This is a genomic window from Thermoactinomyces sp. FSL K6-2592, from assembly GCF_038006465.1.
Lineage (GTDB): Bacteria > Bacillota > Bacilli > Thermoactinomycetales > Thermoactinomycetaceae > Thermoactinomyces > Thermoactinomyces vulgaris.
In genome coordinates, this window is record NZ_JBBOVH010000001.1 from 35,563 (window position 1) to 55,460 (window position 19,898).

The following is a 19,898-nucleotide window of genomic DNA, read 5'->3' on the forward strand; positions in this document are numbered from 1 at the left end:
TCGGCAAATTTAAATTACCAGCGATAATGTGCAAAAGCACGGTTTGCTTCTGCCATCCGGTGTGTATCTTCTTTCTTCTTCACTGCAGCTCCTGTGTTGTTTGCTGCATCCATGATTTCGTTGGCCAAACGCTCTTCCATGGTCTTCTCGCTGCGAAGACGGGCATAGTTCACGAGCCAACGCAAACCAAGGCTGGTACGGCGCTCCGGCTTGACTTCAACCGGCACTTGGTAGTTGGCACCCCCAACACGACGTGCCTTTACTTCCAATACTGGCATTACGTTTTTCAGTGCTTGTTCAAACACTTCCATCGGATCATTTCCGGAACGCTCGCGGATGATATCAAAGGCATTGTACAAAATGCGCTGAGCAACTCCTTTTTTTCCGTCATACATCAGCCGGTTGATCAGACGGGTAACCAGTTTGCTGTTGTAAATCGGATCCGGCAGCGCATCCCGACGAGGTACTGGGCCTTTACGCGGCATGCTTCTCCCTCCTTTTTATCCCATTTTGTCAAATCTTATGCTTCATTATTTTTTCGGGCGTTTGGTACCGTATTTGGAACGGCCTTGTTTCCGGTCGGTCACTCCGGCCGTGTCCAAAGCGCCACGCACAATGTGGTAACGCACACCAGGCAAGTCTTTAACACGTCCGCCACGAACCAAAACCACGGAGTGTTCTTGCAGGTTATGGCCGATTCCCGGAATGTACGCCGTCACCTCGGTTCCGTTTGTCAAACGGACACGGGCATATTTACGCAAAGCGGAGTTCGGCTTTTTCGGCGTCATCGTGCCCACACGGGTACATACTCCGCGTTTTTGCGGTGCACTTTGGTGTACAACCTCTTTTCTCAGCGTGTTGTAGGTGTATTGAAGCGCTGGTGATTTGGATTGAGATTTTTTGCTTTTACGACCTTTACGCACGAGCTGGTTAATTGTCGGCATTCTTCAGGCACCTCCCTTTGGCGCGGATTTAACTTGTTCACAAGACCACAGATCCAGGTGTTCCATCTGTGGTTATAAAAATGGGAACGACTTATGTTTCAGGAGGCCAGCCGCGCAATCACCCTGCGCGGCCAACCGTTTATATCGTCGCTCACACTTCTTTCAAAATCGCTGCCGTCGCTGCGCCGACTTCAATGCCGCAAGCTTTTCCGAGCTTTTTCATGGAGTCGACATGTTCCGCAACGATTCCTTTCTCTTTGCAAAGCATAACAATCGGTTCTGTGATTCGCGGATCCGCATCATCAGCCACAAACACCCGGGTGGCAATGCCCTGTTCAATGGCTTTCTTCGTTTGCTTGGCACCAATCGTTAACGAATTTGCTTGTTTCACTTTTTCATAAGACATGCTTGCTGCCCTCCAAAGTGAATAATTTACATCCAAGCACACGAGGATATATTACCACCATGAATGAGCAAAGTCAATAAAAAACACTATTCAATCGTTACCTTTTCCATCTCCTGTTTGTCGCTGTCCCCGACTTCATTCGCCAACTTGTATCCCATGGAACGGTAACGGTCCATACCGGTACCGGCCGGGATCAATTTCCCGATAATCACGTTTTCTTTCAATCCCAACAGACGATCCACTTTTCCTTTGATGGCGGCATCGGTCAAGACGCGGGTTGTTTCTTGGAACGATGCTGCCGACAGGAAGGAATCGGTCTCCAGTGAAGCCTTGGTGATTCCGAGCAGAACCGGACGGCCCACTGCCGGATCCCCGCCCGACAACAGTTCTCTCCGGTTGGCATCTTCGTAATCGTGAATATCCACGATGGACCCCGGCAACAAGTCCGTCGTTCCAGCATCGGTGATCCGGACTTTGCGCATCATTTGGCGAACCATGACCTCAACGTGTTTATCGTTAATTTCAACCCCTTGCAAGCGGTACACTTTTTGTACCTCGCGCAAGATATAATTTTGAACCCCGCGGGCGCCTTTGATGCGGAGCAGATCTTTCGGGTCCACCGAACCTTCGGTCAGCTCCACACCGGCTTCCACAACATCACCCACGTCCACTTTCAGCCGTGCGCCGTACGGAACGACATGAACTTTGGATTCCACCGCTCCTTCAATTTCGATTTCACGGCGATCCTTGGTTTCGCGGATGTCTTTGACCGTACCGGCAATTTCACTGATGACCGCCTGACCTTTTGGATTCCGGGCCTCAAACAGCTCTTGAATCCGTGGCAAACCTTGGGTGATGTCGTCTCCGGCCACCCCGCCTGTATGGAACGTCCGCATCGTCAGCTGGGTTCCGGGTTCACCGATCGATTGGGCGGCAATGATTCCGACGGCTTCACCGACTTCCACCGGCGTACCCAAGGCCAGGTTGCGTCCGTAACATTTTTTGCACACCCCGTGTCGGGTCCGGCATGTCAGCACCGAACGGATGACTACTTCTTCGATGCCAGCATCCACAATTTCTTTGGCGATGTCTTCATCGATCAATTCATTCCGGCGGACAATCACTTCACCCGTTTCCGGATGACGAACCGTTTGGAAGGAAACCCGTCCCACGATCCGGTCATACAGTTCCTCAATCACTTCATTGCCTTCGGCCAGTTTGGTCACGGAAATTCCTTTATCCGTACCGCAGTCGTCTTCACGCACAATCACATCTTGAGCCACGTCGACCAAACGGCGGGTCAAATAACCGGAGTCTGCCGTTCTGAGGGCGGTATCCGCCAAACCTTTCCGTGCACCGTGTGTTGAAATAAAGTACTCCAACACGGTCAGCCCTTCACGGAAGTTGGTACGAATCGGCTGTTCAATGATCTTACCGGCCGGGTTTGCCATCAGACCGCGCATTCCCGCCAGCTGGGTGATTTGCGACACGTTCCCCCGCGCACCGGAGTTGGCCATCATATAAATGGGGTTGAATTTGCCCATATTCTTCATCAGGACGTCCGTGATTTGGTCTTTGGCCTGGCTCCAGATCGAAATGACGCGTTCATACCGTTCATCGTCGGTGATCAGACCGCGACGGTATTGCTTGAGGACTTTTTTAACCTCTTCGTCTGCCTTGGCCAGAATGTCTTTCTTTTCTTCCGGAACCGTGACATCGGAAACGGAAATCGTGATTCCCGCTTTGGTGGAATACTTGTATCCCAACTCTTTGACTTTGTCCAGAACCTCAGAGGTCACCGTTGTTCCAAAACGGCGGAAACACTCGGCAATAATCGTTCCGAGGTGTCCTTTTTTCAAAGCGGACGGTTCCTCTATATTCTGGATGAATTCTTTCACGTTGGTTCCTTTTTCGAAAATGAAATACTTGTCCGGAGTGCGTACCAGGTTTTCTTTGGAAGGTTCATTGATATACGGGAAATCTGCCGGGAAAATTTCGTTGAAAATCAATTTCCCGACGGTTGTCACCAAGAGTGCGTCCTTTTGCTTTTCCGTAAAGACGTTTTTGCCCACGTTTTTCGCCGGAATCGCAATCCGCGAATGCAAAGTGACATAACCGTGATCGTATGCATTGATCGCTTCGGAAATGGAGTAGAACACACTTCCTTCTCCGGGATCGTTTCTTTTTTCCAGCGTCAGATAGTAAGAACCGAGAACCATGTCTTGTGAAGGCGTGACTACCGGTTTGCCGTCTTTCGGGTTCAAAATGTTTTGTGCCGCCAACATCAACAGACGGGCTTCCGCTTGCGCCTCAGCCGAAAGGGGCACGTGAACCGCCATTTGGTCCCCGTCAAAGTCCGCGTTATAAGCCGTACATACGAGCGGGTGCAAACGGATGGCACGCCCTTCGACCAAGACCGGCTCAAACGCTTGGATTCCCAGACGGTGCAACGTCGGCGCACGGTTCAACAGAACCGGATGCTCTTTGATCACGTCCTCCAAGACATCCCAAACTTCGGGATGGACGCGTTCCACTTTCCGTTTAGCACTTTTGATGTTGTGGGCCAGCCCTCTTGCCACCAACTCTTTCATGACAAACGGTTTAAAGAGCTCCAAAGCCATTTCCTTGGGCAAGCCGCATTGGTACATTTTCAAGTGGGGTCCGACGACGATTACCGAACGGCCGGAATAGTCGACCCGTTTTCCGAGCAGGTTTTGACGGAAACGTCCTTGTTTCCCTTTCAACATATGCGACAACGACTTCAGCGGGCGGTTTCCCGGACCGGTCACCGGACGACCGCGACGGCCGTTATCGATCAAGGCGTCGACCGCTTCCTGCAACATTCTTTTCTCGTTTTGCACGATGATATCCGGAGCACCCAAATCCAACAAACGTTTTAAGCGGTTGTTCCGGTTAATCACCCGGCGATACAAATCGTTCAGGTCGGAAGTGGCAAACCGTCCGCCATCCAGTTGGACCATCGGTCTCAGTTCCGGAGGAATCACCGGCAAAACATCCAAAACCATCCATGCCGGATCATTTCCGGAGGTGCGGAATGCTTCCAGCACTTCCAAACGTTTGATCGCACGGTTGCGTCTTTGCCCTTGTGCGGTTTGCAGTTCCTCTTTCAGTGCCTCGACTTCTTTATCCAGATCAATTTCGGAAAGCAACCGTTTGATCGCTTCGGCCCCCATCATGGCTGTAAATGCGGAACCGTATTTTTCGCGGTAAGTACGGTATTCTTTTTCCGACAACAATTGTTTTTTCTCCAGCGGGGTCGATCCCGGATCCACGACCACGTAGGAAACGAAGTAAATCACTTCTTCCAGTGAACGGGGAGACATATCCAGAACCAGACCCATCCGGCTGGGAATTCCTTTGAAGTACCAAATATGGGAGACGGGTGCGGCCAATTCGATATGCCCCATGCGTTCGCGGCGCACTTTCGAACGGGTTACTTCCACACCGCACCGGTCACAAACAACCCCTTTATACCGGACCCGTTTGTACTTTCCGCAGTGACACTCCCAGTCTTTGGTCGGACCAAAGATTTTTTCACAAAACAAGCCTTCTTTTTCCGGCTTTAACGTACGATAGTTGATCGTTTCGGGTTTTTTCACCTCACCACGGGACCAGGAACGGATCTTCTCGGGCGAGGCGAGACCAATTTTCATAAATTCAAAGTTATTTACATCGAGCATTGGGCGATTCCTCCCTCAGGATTCATCCCGTTGTGCGTAAGGAGAGCGTTTCACACGCTCCCCCTTTCGCACTACGAAGAAGAGTTGGATTTATTGCCTTCATCGACCGACAAATCAAATCCTAACTTTTCATTGGCCGGTTCATCTTCTTCATCCAGTTCGCGCATCTCAATTTCCTGCTCATCGCCGGCAAGGATCTTGACATCCATACCCAAGCTTTGCAGTTCTTTGATGAGAACTTTGAATGATTCGGGAACACCCGGCTCTGGCACATTTTCACCTTTGACAATCGCTTCATACGTTTTCACACGACCGACGACATCGTCTGACTTCACAGTGAGAATTTCCTGCAAGGTGTGGGCTGCACCGTAAGCTTCCAGCGCCCATACCTCCATCTCACCGAACCGCTGACCGCCAAACTGCGCTTTACCTCCAAGCGGTTGCTGGGTAACCAGTGAGTACGGTCCGGTTGAACGGGCGTGAATTTTATCGTCAACCATGTGAGCCAGCTTGATCATATACATAACCCCGACCGTGACGCGGTTTTCAAACGGTTCACCCGTCCGGCCGTCGTACAGGATGGTTTTCCCGTCCCGGCTAAGTCCGGCCTCTTCCAACGTGTCAAAGACATCGTTCTCGGTCGCACCGTCAAAGACCGGTGTCGCCATATGAAGCCCCAAAGCTTTTGCAGCCATCCCAAGGTGGACTTCCAGAACCTGTCCGATATTCATCCGTGACGGAACCCCGAGCGGGTTCAACACCACTTCAACCGGCGTGCCGTCGGGCAAAAACGGCATGTCTTCTTCCGGCAGAACTTTTGCGATAACCCCTTTGTTTCCATGGCGTCCCGCCATTTTGTCCCCTTCGGAAATCTTCCGTTTTTGGGCGATGTACACGCGAACCAGTTGGTTGACGCCAGGCGGCAACTCATCTCCGTTTTCCCTGGTAAACACTTTTACATCGACAACGATTCCGGATTCTCCATGGGGAACGCGCAGTGAGGTGTCGCGAACTTCCCGCGCTTTTTCACCAAAGATGGCGTGCAACAAGCGCTCTTCCGCGGTCAGTTCGGTCATTCCTTTCGGAGTGACTTTCCCCACGAGGATGTCGCCGGGTTTGATTTCAGCCCCCACGCGGATGATTCCGCGTTCATCCAGATTTTTCAGCGCATCTTCCCCGACATTGGGAATATCCCGTGTGATTTCTTCCGGTCCCAATTTGGTATCCCGTGCTTCGCTTTCGTATTTTTCAATGTGAATCGATGTGTAAACATCTTCTTTCACAAGCTTTTCACTTAACAAGATCGCGTCCTCGTAGTTGTAACCTTCCCACGTCATGAACGCGACAACCACATTTTGTCCCAGGGCCAATTCCCCTTGTTCGGTTGAAGGTCCGTCCGCCAGCGTGTCACCGGCTTTCACTTTCTCCCCGTACTTGACAACCGGACGCTGGTTGATGCAGGTTCCCTGGTTGGAACGGGCAAACTTCGTCAGCTTGTACTTGTCGATGTCCCCTTCAACCACGCGGCCGTCCACTTCTTCCTCATGGCGGACCCATACTTCATCCGCTGTAACCCGCACAACGGTGCCGGGCCGTTTGGCACGAATCATGACCCCCGAATCCCTGGCGGCAATATGTTCCATGCCGGTCCCGACAAACGGTGCTCTCGGGCGGAGCAACGGAACGGCTTGACGCTGCATGTTCGATCCCATCAACGCACGGTTGGAGTCGTCGTTTTCCAAGAATGGAATACATGCCGTTGCCACCGACACGACCTGTTTCGGGGAAACGTCCATGTAATCGACCCGATCCCGCGGAACGGTAATCGTTTCATCTTGGTAACGGACGGTCACCGTTTCATGGGCAAAGGTTCCATCCTCGTTCAGTTCTGCGTTGGCTTGGGCAACATAGAAATGGTCTTCTTCATCCGCAGTCAGATAATCAATTTGATCCGTCACCTTTCCGGTTTCGGGATCGACCCGGCGGTAAGGCGTCTCGATAAAGCCGTACTCATTGACCCGTGCATATGTCGATAAAGAGTTGATCAGCCCGATGTTCGGACCCTCAGGAGTTTCGATCGGACACATCCGACCATAGTGTGAGTGGTGAACGTCACGCACTTCCATCCCTGCGCGCTCCCGGGTCAAACCACCGGGACCCAAGGCTGACAAACGGCGTTTATGCGTCAACTCAGCCAGCGGGTTGGTCTGATCCATGAATTGGGACAACTGGCTGCTGCCGAAAAACTCTTTGATCGCGGCAATCACCGGACGAATGTTAATCAGCGCTTGCGGTGTGATGGCATTGGCATCCTGGATGGACATCCGTTCACGTACCACACGCTCCATCCGGGACAAACCGATCCGGAATTGGTTTTGCAACAATTCCCCGACGGAACGCAGACGGCGGTTTCCGAGATGGTCAATGTCATCCGTTGAGCCAACCCCGTGCAACAAGTTGATAAAGTAGTTAATGGAAGCCAAAATATCCGCAGCGGTAATGTGTTTGACCGAGTCATCCACTTCCCCGTTCGAAATGACTTTGATCACTTTTCCGTCTTCCAACGGGGAGAAAATATTGATGGATTGCAACTCAATCGTTCCGTCTTCCGGCACGCCTCCACGCACTTTGTAGGACTTGTAACCGTATGCCTTTTCCCCGGTGAGATAAGGCATCAACTTGTCCAACACGCGGCGCTCCAAGACTTGTCCGGCTTCGGCCAAAATTTCGCCGGTTTCTGCATCCACAATGGGTTCAGCCAGTTTTTGATTGATCAAACGGTTTTTGATATGCAGTTTTTTATTGATTTTATAGCGTCCGACACTTGCCAAGTCATACCGTTTCGGGTCAAAAAATCTCGCATAAAGCAGACTGCGGGCATTTTCCGCGGTTGGCGGTTCACCCGGACGCAAACGTTCATAAATTTCAATCAGCGCTTTTTCAGTATTCCCCGTGTTGTCTTTATCCAGGGTGTTGCGGATATACTCGTCATCCCCCAACAACTCGAGGATTTCCGCATCACTGCTGAATCCGAGCGCACGCAAAAGAACCGTCACCGGAATTTTCCGTGTACGATCAATGCGAACATAAATGATATCTTTGGCATCGGTTTCCAACTCAAGCCAAGCGCCACGATTTGGAATTACTGTGGCAGTATAAGTCGGTTTCCCGTTTTTATCGACTTTCGTGTTATAATACACACTGGGCGAACGAACCAATTGGCTTACAATGACTCGTTCTGCGCCGTTGATGATAAAGGTTCCGGTTTCTGTCATGAGCGGGAAGTCACCCATAAACACTTCCTGTTCCTTGACTTCACCGGTTTCTTTGTTGATCAGGCGAACTTTCACGCGCAACGGTGCTGCATAGGTAACCTGGTGATCTTTTGCTTCCTCCACGGTATACTTGGGTTCGCCCAAGCTGTAATCGATAAATTCCAACACCAGATTCCCCGTGAAATCTTCGATAGGCGAAATGTCGCGGAACATTTCCCGCAAACCTTCATCCAAAAACCATTGGTATGACTTCAATTGAATCTCAATCAGATTCGGTAGTTCCAAAACCTCGTTAATGCGAGCATAACTACGACGTTGCCGACGACCACACGGGATCATTTTACCAGCCAAATAAACTCCCCCCTCGCACCCAGTCAAAACCGCTTTCCAGATGCGGTTGTCAAAGTAAAAAAAGAAAATGAGTGATATTGAACCTCATTTTTACCTAGAAGCAGTCTATTTACCTATTTTATCCAGTTGGATCGCGCAATAAACCAACCGGTTTTCACACAACCGTTTTCAATGATTCTATGAGTTCAAAGACACTTTCTGCAATTTAATACACTATCATAACGAAAATTTAGTGTCAATCTTTTCGTGAGCGGATAATGACATACCCTTTTTTCTTCCGGACCACATCCACATCTGCAAATAATTGTTCCAACTCTTTTTTGGCCGATTCCGCTCCCTGTTGCTTGCGGATGACGATCCACAAAGATCCCCCTGGATGAAGGGCAACAGACGCTTCTTTAAACAGACGGTAAATCGTTGATTTCCCCGCACGAATCGGCGGGTTTAACAAAATATGGTCAAATTTTCTGCCTTGCAATTGAGAGAACCCGTCGCTGACCAAAATTTCCACATGGTCATCCGCTTGATTCAAAGCTGCATTCGCTTTTGCCAGCTGAACAGCCCGTTCATTCACATCCACCATGGTCACTGCTACATCCGGAACCGTTTTGCTCACCGCAATTCCAACCGCTCCGTAGCCGCAGCCCAAATCAAGGACGGCGGATTCCGGTTCAATCTCGGCGCTTTCAATCAAAAGGCGGGTGCCAAAATCAATTCCCTTTTTCGAAAACACACCGGCATCCGTTTTAAACCGGAAAGATTCACCCGACAGAACGGCTTGGATTTCGCGCTCTTCACTTTTCGACTCAGGTTGACGGGAAAAATAGTGATCAGCCATGGATAACGGATCTCCTTTTTTGAAGAGAGGATCAGTCCTTCTCATCTCAAATTTCAGATCGTCTGCTTTAAAAAGAGAACCCGCCGACCGTATGACGACGGGTTAGCCGGATCCAAACGATTACTTAACTTCTACAGTAGCACCGGCTTCTTCGAGTTCTGCTTTGATTTTGTCTGCTTCTTCTTTGGAAACTCCTTCTTTGACCGGGGACGGAGCGTTGTCAACAAGTGCTTTTGCTTCTTTCAAGCCGAGGCCGGTAATACCGCGAACGGCTTTAATGACGTTGATTTTGGAGGAGCCTGCATTGGCAAGCACAACATCAAATTCAGTTTTTTCTTCAGCAGCATCCCCGCCGCCGGCAGCACCAGCCACTGCAACCGGAGCCGCAGCAGTTACACCGAATTCTTCTTCGATTGCTTTTACAAGATCGTTCAGTTCGAGAACGCTCATTTCTTTAATCGCTTGAATGATTTCTTCTTTAGACATAAAGGAAACCTCCTTGCATTCTGTTAGATATCAATAATTTTTTAAGCTTCGGCAGCTTCTCCATCTTTGTCAGCCACTGCTTTGACAGCCAGTGCAAAGTTGCGCACAGGCGCTTGCAACACGCTAAGCAACATGGAGAGCAAACCTTCGTAGGACGGCAGTTCTGCCAGTTCCTTGATTTCATCAAGGCTGACGGCTTTACCTTCCACCAAACCGCCTTTGATTTCCAGCTCCTTGTTCTCTTTGGCAAAGCCATGGAGAATTTTGGCCGGAGCCACTACATCTTCGTAGCTGAATGCAACTGCGGTTGGTCCGGTCAGATGCTCGGTCAGGTCGTTGGCGCCGACTTGTTCGCAAGCGCGGCGGGTCAGCGTATTTTTGAGCACCTTGAATTCAACGCCGGCTTCGCGCAACTGTTTGCGCAGCTCGTTCATTTGTTTTACATCCAAACCGCGATAGTCAGCTACAATGGTGCTTTTGCTCTTTTCCAGTTTTTCTGCGATTTCTGCGACAACTTGTTTTTTTCTTTCAATCGCTTTGGACACGCGGCACACCTCCTCATCAGGAGTTTTTAAAAATAGAAAAAGCCTCCGTAGACAGTCGAAGGCTTCCGTTACTCGTATGGATTCCGTGGAACACACCACATCCATGCATGTATCCTTACCTCGGTAGGATATTAAGCAGCAACTTCGGCACCTACTGTCTACGGTAAAAAGCTATATCCAATTATTGCGGATTCACCTCATCCGAAGCAGACACACTGCCACCGGCGAATCACATCATGACACGGATTATATCAGAAAAGTCATCACCGGGCAATACTTGTTCTCTTTATTGCCCCGTGCAAAAGATTTCCAGATGCAAAAATTAACGACCAACCAATTGTTGTGCGCTGACGGAAACGCCAGGTCCCATGGTCGAAGAAACGGTCACGCTCTTCATGTAGGTTCCTTTGGCAGCAGCCGGTTTGGCTTTCATCAAAGCGTCAGCCAACACTTGCAAGTTTTCACGCAATTGATCTGTCGTAAAGGAAACTTTACCGATCGCAGCGTGGACTATACCGGCTTTGTCGGCACGGTATTCAATTTTGCCGGCTTTGATTTCTTTTACGGCTTTCTCGATTTCAAAGGTAACCGTACCGGTTTTCGGGTTTGGCATTAATCCTTTCGGTCCCAGGATCCGTCCCAAACGACCGACTTGCCCCATCATGTCGGGAGTGGCCACAACCACGTCAAAATCAAGCCATCCTTGGCTGACTTTGTTGATCGTCTCTTCATCCCCGACATAATCGGCACCGGCAGCTTCAGCTTCTTTTGCTTTCTCCCCTTTGGCAAAGACGAGAACACGTTTGGTTTTCCCGGTACCATGCGGCAACACCACCGCACCTCTCACTTGCTGGTCAGCTTTTTTGGTGTCGATTCCCAAACGGAACGCTGCTTCAACCGTTTCATCAAATTTCGCAGTGGAAATTTCTTTCACAAGTTCCAATGCTTCTTGAGGGCTGTAGAGTTTTTCGCGGTCAACTTTTTTAAGCGCCTCAAGATATTTTTTGCCGTGTTTTGCCACGTTCATTTCCTCCTTTCGTGGTCTTAGCGGAAGATCCTCCCACAAGCTTCAAGCTGCTCGTGGCAGAGCAGCCCGGCTCTTCACCCGATCAGTCTTCGATCTGAATGCCCATGCTTTTTGCCGTGCCTTCCACCATGCGCATGGCAGCTTCCACACTTGCGGCATTCAAATCGGGCATTTTCATTTCAGCGATCTCACGCACTTTATCCCGTTTAATGGTCGCTACTTTATTCCGGTTCGGTTCACCGGATCCGGATTCAATCCCGGCTGCTTTCTTCAAGAGAACGGCAGCTGGAGGAGTTTTGGTGATAAACGTAAAGGAACGGTCTTCATAAACCGTGATTTCAACCGGAATGATCAGTCCGGCCTGTTCAGCCGTGCGGGCATTGAACTCTTTACAAAATCCCATGATGTTCACACCAGCTTGACCCAATGCCGGACCTACAGGCGGTGCCGGATTGGCTTTCCCAGCCGGAATCTGCAGCTTGACCACTTTAATGACTTTTTTGGCCACGCGAATCCAACCTCCTTCAAACATGTGGTTTTCTCGGGTATTACCCTCCCACGGAAAGGCAAGCTCCCTTTCAGTCAGGCTTGCGCTCGCCCCAAAGATGGGGGTAACATAAAACAAACAGTTATACTTTACCACACACAAAAAAGAAACGAAAGTTTTCGGTTCGCTAAATTTTTTCCACCTGGTCAAAATCCAGTTCAACCGGCGTCTCCCGGCCGAACATATTGACCATTACTTTGATTTTTGAACGGCTTGCATCAATTTCGTCAATTCTTCCGACAAAATTAGCGAACGGTCCTTCCTTCACTTTGACATTTTCGCCAATCGAAAAATCAACCGTCACCTTAGACTCTTCCATGCCCATTTGACGCAGGATGGCATCAACCTCATCCGGCATAAGGGGAGTTGGCTTGGACCCTGCCCCTGATGAACCCACGAATCCTGTCACTCCTGGTGTGTTTCGCACGACATACCACGAGTCGTCGGTCATAACCATCTCTACCAACACATAACCCGGAAAGACTTTTCGCATTACCGTTTTCTTTTTTCCGTCTTTGTGCTCGATTCCTTCTTCCATTGGTACAAGAACGCGGAAGATCTTATCTTGCATGTCCATGGAATGGACACGCTTTTCCAGGTTGGTTTTCACTTTGTTCTCGTAGCCGGAATACGTGTGAACCACATACCAATTTTTCTCCATTGCTCATCAGGGTTTGACCCCTGTCCCCCCCTTAAGAAATGACTGCTATTTAGTAATCAGTTTCACCAACTGATAAATCCCAGCATCCACGACAAAGAAAAAGACAGCCAAGAGTATCACAATCAGCAAAACCACAACGGTGTAGTTGAACATTTCCTGCCGGTTTGGCCAGCGAACTTTTTTCAGCTCCTGAATGCTTCCCCGGAAAAAGCCGGCTGTGCCGGAAACACTTTTCCGGACTCCACGTCTAAGGCCTTGAAAAGCAGCCATATTGTCACCCCCATCTTCTATCAAGCAGCTAAACCCTTATTACTTGGTTTCACGATGGATTTGATGCGAATTGCAACGCGGACAATATTTGCGTAATTCCATGCGATCCGGATGTTTGCTTTTGTTTTTGGTCAATGCATAGTTGCGTGAACGACATACGGTGCAAGCCAGTGTAATGTTCACCCGCATCTTCCGACACCTCCTCTTCATCAAGTCGCCGTTCAAACGGAAGGAAACGATAGAAAATACCCAAATTACATTATCACACTGGCTCCCTGCTGTCAATGTAAAGCCGTTTGTAAAACCATTATTGACATAAATTTCGCTCATCAAAAATCAGTTTATAAAAAAGAAACCGGCCGGGAATTTTTGAATACTTTGTTAAAAAGCAAGCAATCCGCATGATTTTCCATACATTTTTTCAAAACAAAAAGGAATCATGATGTTTTTTGTCGAATCCAAACAAAAGAACAGGTACGAAACCTGTTCTTTTGTGAACCGGTGCTTTTGTTAATCATAAAGAAAGTTCACGCACTTCAAGGTATCTCTCTAATTTCCGTTTCACTCTCTGCAAGGCGTTGTCGATCGACTTCACATGTCGATTTAAGTCGACCGCGATTTCCTGATAAGAACGTCCGTCCAGATACAACATCAATACTTTCCGTTCCAAATCACTAAGAATTTTCGCTATTTTATCTTCAATATCATTATATTCTTCCTGGCTGATGTAGATCTCCTCAGGGTTTGATAGACTTCCGGGGATTTTATCCAGCAACGTCCTGTCCGTATCGTCGTCGTAAGCAGGCTTGTCCAATGAAACATAAGAGTTGAGCGGAATGTGTTTTTGTCGGGTAGCCGTTTTGATCGCTGTGATGATCTGGCGCGTGATGCATAATTCGGCAAATGCTTTAAACGAAGCCAGCTTGTCCCCCTTAAAGTCCCGAATCGCTTTAAATAGTCCAATCATCCCCTCCTGCACGATATCTTCGTGATCGGCTCCGATGAGAAAATAGGATCTCGCTTTCGCTCTGACGAAATTTTTGTACTTATTAATCAAATATTCCAGAGCCTGATGATCTCCCACGCGTACGCCATAAACCAGCTCTTCGTCGGCCATGTTTTTGTAATCAGCATTTCTGTCGTAAGTGACAAAATTACTGGATTGAAGATTTACACTCACCGCTTTCCCTCCCGACCAAGTAGCCTATAAACCCTTATATTAACCCACAGTAATGTTATTATATCCGAAGTGAAACAAAAACGTCAAATTTTAACCTATTTTTTCCTTCTCCATTTTTCAAATATCTGTTTGAGATCGATACTTATTCTTTCTTCCAAGGTGTTTCTTTGCTTTTGTTGCCTCTCCCGTTTCAATTTTTTGTTTAATTTCTCTTTTGCGATCCGGATCTCCTCCAACAGCTCCCTGGAAGAGATGCGGTAGGCCCCTTGTCCGAAAACCATCCGTTGCTCCAGATAATCGGACGTTGCCACATAAATGGAGCGGTGCGGGCTTTTATGCTTCTTGACAAAGCGTTCGATAAACTCATCCGCGGTTTCATCGCGACGGGTATAGTAAACCAGAATTTTCTCCTCGTCGGTTTTCACGTCAATCCCTGGTGTGGAATGCGCATCAAACACAAGATGGACCTGCCGGCCGGTCATCGCCTGATATTCAGACAAATCGCGAATCAATTGAACCCGTTCCTCTTCAATCGAAACCGGATTCCAGTGCACCCCCGACTTGGCACCGATCACGTTATACCCATCCACCACCAGCCATTCTTCGTGCTTAACCATCATTCATCCGGCAGCGCATGACTTCATACATGAGAATCCCCGCCGCAACCGATGCATTTAACGATGAAACCTTCCCTCTCATCGGGAGCTTCACCAAAAAATCGCATTTCTTTTTCAACAACGTGTGAATCCCGCGCCCTTCATTCCCGATCACCACGGCAACCGGCATGTTGTAATCAATCCCGGTATACTCCTGTTCGGCCGATCCGTCGCTTCCGACGAGCCAAACTCCCCGTTCTTTCAATTCATCGGCAACACGATTCAAATTGGTCACCCGGACCACCGGCACATGTTGCACCGCACCGGCCGAGGTTTTTGCCACCACGGAAGTCACCCCTGCCGCCCTCCGCTTCGGAATGATGACGCCATGCGCCCCCGAAGCATCGGCTGAACGCAAAATCGATCCGAGGTTGTGGGGATCTTCAATACTGTCCAAAAGCAAAAAAAAGGGTGCCTCCTGTTTCTGCTCCGCCCGCTTAAAAAGGTCTTCCAGCGAAGCGTACTCAAAGGCAGCGACTTGGGCAACGACTCCTTGATGGTTATTCCCTTCCGCCAATTGGTCCAAACGGGAACGGGGCACCCATTGGTACGGAACATTTTGTTTTTTGGCGTGTTCAATGATCTCATTCACGCTGAATTTGTTGATATTTTTTGCCAAAAGAATTTTTTCCACCGGGCGCCCGGACTTCAATGTTTCCAAAACCGCGTGTTTCCCGTATATCCAGTCAATCATTTTCCTTGTACCCCTTTTCGACAATCTCTATCGCTGAATTCATCAATTCATGCAAACGTTGTTCATCTTTTTTCAAATACAGGTAGCCCATCAACGCTTCCAATCCGGTGCTTTGTCTGTAATCCGTCACCTTTGCGTTTTTGGGGACACTTCCTGACTTGGCATTGCGGCCGCGTCTTAAGATGTCCCGCTCTTCTTCCGTCAGATCGTTTTCAATCGCTTTGTACACTTTGGCTTGGGCCAAAGCAGACACAAATTTGGCCGCCTCTTTTTGCAAGTCCTGAGGCCGGGCAATGCCGCGGGCCACCAGGTGATGCCGGATAAATATCTCATACACGGCATCACCCAGATAAGCCAGCAACAAAGGATTATATTCCCGCGGTGTTTTTGTCAGCGGTTGAAGCATTCCGAATATATTTTCACTCATTTTCTTCTCCATCGAACTCCTTGTGGTGTATCTTCCAGCACAATCCCGCGGGCCAAAAGCTGGTCCCGGATTGCGTCAGCTTTTGCAAAATCCCGGGCTTTTCGCGCTTTTTGCCTTTCTTCGATCAAGGCTTCCAGCTCCTGCTCCAGGCGGTCTTCCGATTCGGTTGTGACCAGGCCCAGAATTTCTTCCCCATGCGTTTTCAGCCAATCCAAGATTCCTTGAACCGTTTCCTTGGACACGACCGGTTTCGCCACCGTTTCATTCGCCAGTTTGACCACTTCAAACAGCACACTGATGGCATTGGCTGTATTGAAATCATCGTTCATCTCGGCTTCAAACTGCTCTTTGTACCGTGACAGCTTCGCGGCCGTTTCCGGATCTTCCCCGCCGGGCATCGCCGAATCCAACCGGTGTTTTAAATTTTCCACCGCGGTTTGGATCCGTTCAATGCTTCCTTCCGCCTGTCTCATCACTTCATCGCTGAAGGAAATCGGATGCCGGTAATGGGCAGATAAAAGGAAATACCGGATCGCCTCCGGGGAATAGGTCTTACGCAATTCAACCACGCGTTTGACATTCCCGAGCGATTTCGACATCTTTTCATTTCCCATATTAATATACCCGTTATGCAGCCAATAACGCACAAATGTTTTGCCCGTCCATGCCTCGCTTTGTGCGATCTCGTTTTCGTGGTGGGGGAAGCAGAGATCCGCTCCGCCTGCATGGATGTCCAACGTGTCCCCCAGGTATTTGCGTGCCATTACGGAACATTCGATGTGCCAGCCGGGCCGCCCGCGTCCCCAAGGCGTTTCCCAGCTGATTTCCCCGGGCTTGGCGGCTTTCCACAATGCAAAATCCAACGGATGTTCCTTTTGTTCATTGATTTCAATCCTGGCCCCCGCCTTCAATTCTTCCAACGATTGATGGGACAGTTTTCCATAATCTTTTTTGCGCAAGGAGCGGAAGTAAACATCCCCGTTCTTTTCATAAGCATATCCTTTGTCAATCAGATCCCGAATCGCTTCAATCATCTCCGGAATATGCTCGGTTGCCCGCGGATGCACATCCGCCCGTTGCACCCCCAATGTATCCATGTCCTCAAAATAAGCTTGGATGTATTGTTCGGCAATTTCCGGGACCGGTTTTCCCGTTTCTTGGGAGGCCCGGATCAACTTGTCGTCGACATCGGTGAAATTCTGCACATAAGTCACACGATAACCCCGGGAGCGCAAATACCGCCGCACCACGTCAAAAAAGACAAAGACACGGGCGTTCCCGATATGAATAAAGTTATATACCGTCGGGCCGCACACATAGATGCGAACCTCATTATTTTGCACTTGAAGCATTTCTTTCTTTCTGGTCAGCGTGTTGTAAAGCTGTATTGTCATCGTCGGTTGTTCCTCCCTGATCCACTGGATTTTCCCTGCAGTTTAACTTCGCTTCCAACTCACTCAACCGGGCTTTTAACGCATCCATTTCAACATGCATGGATCGCAATGTTTCCGCAACCGGGTCGGGCAGGTTCACTTGATCCAAATCATCTTTCACCCTCACGCCGTCCTGAATCACTACCCGTCCCGGCACTCCGACAACGGTGGAATTGGGCGGCACATCCCGCAAGACCACCGAGCCGGCTCCGACTTTGGCAAAACGTCCGACACGAATGGAGCCCAAAACTTTCGCCCCTGACGCAATCATCACATGATCCTCGATCGTCGGATGCCGTTTTCCTTTTTCTTTGCCTGTTCCTCCCAATGTGACGCCCTGATAAATCGTCACATAGTCGCCAATTTCACATGTCTCTCCGATGACCACACCCATTCCGTGATCAATGAAGACCCCCCGGCCGATTTTGGCACCGGGATGAATCTCAATCCCGGTAAAAAAGCGGTTTAACTGAGATATTATACGCGCAATGAGCAACAAACGTTTTTTGTAGAACCAATGCGCCAACCGGTGAGCCCATAATGCATGCAATCCGGAATAAGTCAACACCACTTCCAAAGTGCTCCGAGCCGCCGGATCCCGGTCAAACACCGCTTGAATATCTGCCTGCAGAGTTTGGCGAATTCCATTTTTCTTACTCCACAGCATGTCAGGTTTCCCCCTCTTATCGCCGATTTGAAATAGGAAATAAAAAATCTCTGCAGCACGCAAGCTACAGAGACGGTATATCCGCGGTTCCACTCTGTTTGGGCCAACCAGGCCCCTCTTTTTCCCGATAACGGCGGGTGGCCGGATCCTCCTACTCCGGACCGCATCCGTTTCAGAGGTCAGCTCCCGGGTGCATATCAGATGTTCAGGAATGGAGCTTCGCACCGGCCAGCTCCTCTCTGGAATCCCTTTAACATCTGACTCTCCCGATCACAGCCTTGTTACTCGTTTCTATCTATATTATTTTGGCGGCTTCACAAAACATTGTCAATGACTTGATGCAAACGTTTTATCACCCGGTCCCGGCCAATCAAAGAAAGGCTTCCGCGCAGATCGGGGCCGTGTTCCAAACCGGTGACGGCCACCCGGACCGGCATGAACAATTTTTTCCCTTTATAACCGGTTTCTTTTTGCACCTGTTTAAACATTTTCTTGATATCATCCGGTTCAAAGGACCCGCTTTGTTGAACTTGTTCCAAAAAGGCCTTCAAGACAGCGGGAACTTGCTCTTCCGCAAGCACTTGCCGGGCTTGTTCAGAGTAATTGATTTCATCTTGGAAGAACAAATCCGACAACTCAACAATTTCCGCCGCATACTCCATTTGCTCCTGATACAAAGCGACCAGGCGGGTCACCCAGGCTTTCTGTTCCTCATCGAGCGGTGTCCGGATGCGGCCAGCTTTTTCCAAGTGGGGAATGGCCAGCTCAACGACCCGTTCCAAGGATGCTTTTTTGATATATTGCCCGTTCATCCATTTTAATTTTCCGGTGTCAAAAATCGCCGGCGCTTTGGACACCCGCTCAAGCGAGAACACTTCTACCAGCTCTTGCGGTGTAAACATCTCTTCTTCCCCTTCCGGCGACCAACCCAAAAGCGAAATGAAGTTGACGATCGCCTCGGGTAAATAACCCAATTCCTTATACTGATCAATGAATTGGATGATGCTTTCATCCCGTTTGCTCATTTTCTTGCCTTCGCCGTTTAAAATGAGCGGAATATGGGCAAAGACCGGCGGCTTGAAACCAAGGGCTTCGTAAATCATGATTTGTTTCGGGGTGTTGGATAAATGCTCTTCCCCGCGGATCACATGGCTGATTTTCATCAAGGCATCATCGACAACCACGGCAAAATTGTAAGTGGGGCGTCCGTCCGGCCGGCGAATGACAAAATCCCCGATGCCGTCGGATTCGAATTTCACCGTTCCGCGAATTTCATCCTCGATGACAATGGTTTTTCCCTCCGGCACACGAAAGCGGACACTGGGAACCCGTCCCTCCGCTTCAAACTTCGCCCGCTGTTCCGGAGTCAAATCCCGGTCCCATCCGCTGTATTTGGGAACTTCTCCCCGGGCAATCTGCTCCTCGCGCTCTTTTTCCAGCTCTTCTTTGGTGGTATAGCTCAAATAAGCTTTCCCTTCTTTGAGAAGCTGATCAATGTACCGATTGTAAATTTCCGTTCTCTCCATGCAACGATAAGGCCCGTAAGGACCGCCGACATCCACGCCTTCGTCCCATTCGATGCCCAGCCATTTCAACATGGCCATCTGTTTTTCATCGGCGCCCTCCACGTTCCTTTCCGTGTCAGTATCTTCGATCCGGACGATAAAATCGCCACCATTGCGTTTGGCGTGCAAATAACTGAATAATGCCGTTCTTGCACCGCCGATATGCAGATGCCCCGTGGGGCTGGGTGCATAACGTGTGCGAACCCTGTCCATGTTTTACTCTCT

General features: G+C 49.5%; 20 protein-coding genes and 2 other annotated features. All 20 genes read right to left on the minus strand.

Annotated elements, in window-relative coordinates:
• Positions 1–14 precede the first annotated feature (14 nt).
• Positions 15–485, minus strand: coding sequence for a 30S ribosomal protein S7 (gene rpsG / locus NYE37_RS00280; RefSeq protein ID WP_037997036.1), 471 nt, complete (start codon positions 483–485; stop codon positions 15–17).
• Positions 486–530: 45 nt separating this feature from the next.
• A complete protein-coding gene (rpsL, locus tag NYE37_RS00285; RefSeq protein WP_037997033.1) occupies positions 531–944 on the minus strand; it encodes a 30S ribosomal protein S12 in 414 nt (137 codons plus the stop codon).
• 151 nt (positions 945–1,095) lie between these two features.
• A complete protein-coding gene (locus NYE37_RS00290; protein ID WP_198051079.1) occupies positions 1,096–1,350 on the minus strand; it encodes a 50S ribosomal protein L7ae-like protein in 255 nt (84 codons plus the stop codon).
• Positions 1,351–1,436: 86 nt separating this feature from the next.
• Positions 1,437–5,051 carry a DNA-directed RNA polymerase subunit beta' gene (gene rpoC / locus NYE37_RS00295; protein ID WP_037997026.1) on the minus strand — a complete coding sequence of 1,205 codons (3,615 nt, stop codon included), beginning with the start codon at positions 5,049–5,051 and terminating at the stop codon, positions 1,437–1,439.
• Positions 5,052–5,122: 71 nt separating this feature from the next.
• On the minus strand, positions 5,123–8,677 hold the full coding sequence (rpoB, locus tag NYE37_RS00300; protein WP_037997024.1) for a DNA-directed RNA polymerase subunit beta: 3,555 nt from the start codon (positions 8,675–8,677) through the stop codon (positions 5,123–5,125).
• Positions 8,678–8,912: 235 nt separating this feature from the next.
• Complete coding sequence (locus tag NYE37_RS00305) at positions 8,913–9,515, minus strand: class I SAM-dependent methyltransferase (protein WP_037997022.1); 603 nt, start codon at positions 9,513–9,515, stop codon at positions 8,913–8,915.
• Between the two features lie 120 nt (positions 9,516–9,635).
• The gene (gene rplL / locus NYE37_RS00310; protein ID WP_037997021.1) at positions 9,636–10,001 is read right to left on the minus strand and encodes a 50S ribosomal protein L7/L12; all 366 of its coding nucleotides are present in this window, start codon (positions 9,999–10,001) and stop codon (positions 9,636–9,638) included.
• 41 nt (positions 10,002–10,042) lie between these two features.
• Positions 10,043–10,546 carry a 50S ribosomal protein L10 gene (rplJ, locus tag NYE37_RS00315; RefSeq protein WP_037997020.1) on the minus strand — a complete coding sequence of 168 codons (504 nt, stop codon included), beginning with the start codon at positions 10,544–10,546 and terminating at the stop codon, positions 10,043–10,045.
• 26 nt (positions 10,547–10,572) lie between these two features.
• Positions 10,573–10,728, minus strand: a sequence feature (ribosomal protein L10 leader region).
• A gap of 140 nt (positions 10,729–10,868) precedes the next feature.
• On the minus strand, positions 10,869–11,567 hold the full coding sequence (rplA, locus tag NYE37_RS00320; RefSeq protein WP_037997019.1) for a 50S ribosomal protein L1: 699 nt from the start codon (positions 11,565–11,567) through the stop codon (positions 10,869–10,871).
• A gap of 88 nt (positions 11,568–11,655) precedes the next feature.
• Complete coding sequence (rplK, locus tag NYE37_RS00325; protein ID WP_037997076.1) at positions 11,656–12,081, minus strand: 50S ribosomal protein L11; 426 nt, start codon at positions 12,079–12,081, stop codon at positions 11,656–11,658.
• Between the two features lie 166 nt (positions 12,082–12,247).
• Positions 12,248–12,781: a transcription termination/antitermination protein NusG gene (gene nusG, locus NYE37_RS00330; RefSeq protein WP_037997016.1), complete on the minus strand. Its 534-nt coding sequence runs from the start codon at positions 12,779–12,781 to the stop codon at positions 12,248–12,250.
• 45 nt (positions 12,782–12,826) lie between these two features.
• Complete coding sequence (gene secE / locus NYE37_RS00335; RefSeq protein WP_037997014.1) at positions 12,827–13,051, minus strand: preprotein translocase subunit SecE; 225 nt, start codon at positions 13,049–13,051, stop codon at positions 12,827–12,829.
• Between the two features lie 39 nt (positions 13,052–13,090).
• Positions 13,091–13,240 (minus strand): 50S ribosomal protein L33, encoded by a 150-nt coding sequence (gene rpmG / locus NYE37_RS00340; protein WP_037997011.1) that lies wholly within the window; start codon positions 13,238–13,240, stop codon positions 13,091–13,093.
• 325 nt (positions 13,241–13,565) lie between these two features.
• Complete coding sequence (gene sigH, locus NYE37_RS00345) at positions 13,566–14,231, minus strand: RNA polymerase sporulation sigma factor SigH (protein WP_037997009.1); 666 nt, start codon at positions 14,229–14,231, stop codon at positions 13,566–13,568.
• A gap of 95 nt (positions 14,232–14,326) precedes the next feature.
• Positions 14,327–14,848, minus strand: coding sequence for an NYN domain-containing protein (locus NYE37_RS00350; protein ID WP_037997007.1), 522 nt, complete (start codon positions 14,846–14,848; stop codon positions 14,327–14,329).
• On the minus strand, positions 14,841–15,581 hold the full coding sequence (gene rlmB / locus NYE37_RS00355; RefSeq protein WP_037997004.1) for a 23S rRNA (guanosine(2251)-2'-O)-methyltransferase RlmB: 741 nt from the start codon (positions 15,579–15,581) through the stop codon (positions 14,841–14,843). Before rlmB ends, NYE37_RS00350 begins: the two co-directional genes overlap by 8 nt.
• Positions 15,574–16,008 carry a Mini-ribonuclease 3 gene (locus tag NYE37_RS00360; RefSeq protein WP_231564633.1) on the minus strand — a complete coding sequence of 145 codons (435 nt, stop codon included), beginning with the start codon at positions 16,006–16,008 and terminating at the stop codon, positions 15,574–15,576. The genes rlmB and NYE37_RS00360 overlap by 8 nt, the downstream gene beginning before the upstream one ends.
• Entirely contained in the window at positions 16,005–17,402 is a 1,398-nt protein-coding gene (gene cysS / locus NYE37_RS00365; RefSeq protein ID WP_037997003.1) for a cysteine--tRNA ligase, read from the minus strand. Before cysS ends, NYE37_RS00360 begins: the two co-directional genes overlap by 4 nt.
• Entirely contained in the window at positions 17,341–18,108 is a 768-nt protein-coding gene (gene cysE, locus NYE37_RS00370; protein WP_206760047.1) for a serine O-acetyltransferase, read from the minus strand. Before cysE ends, cysS begins: the two co-directional genes overlap by 62 nt.
• A 65-nt stretch (positions 18,109–18,173) precedes the next feature.
• Positions 18,174–18,391 (minus strand) — a binding site (T-box leader).
• Between the two features lie 31 nt (positions 18,392–18,422).
• A complete protein-coding gene (gene gltX, locus NYE37_RS00375; RefSeq protein ID WP_037997000.1) occupies positions 18,423–19,886 on the minus strand; it encodes a glutamate--tRNA ligase in 1,464 nt (487 codons plus the stop codon).
• Between the last annotated feature and the right edge of the window lie 12 nt (positions 19,887–19,898).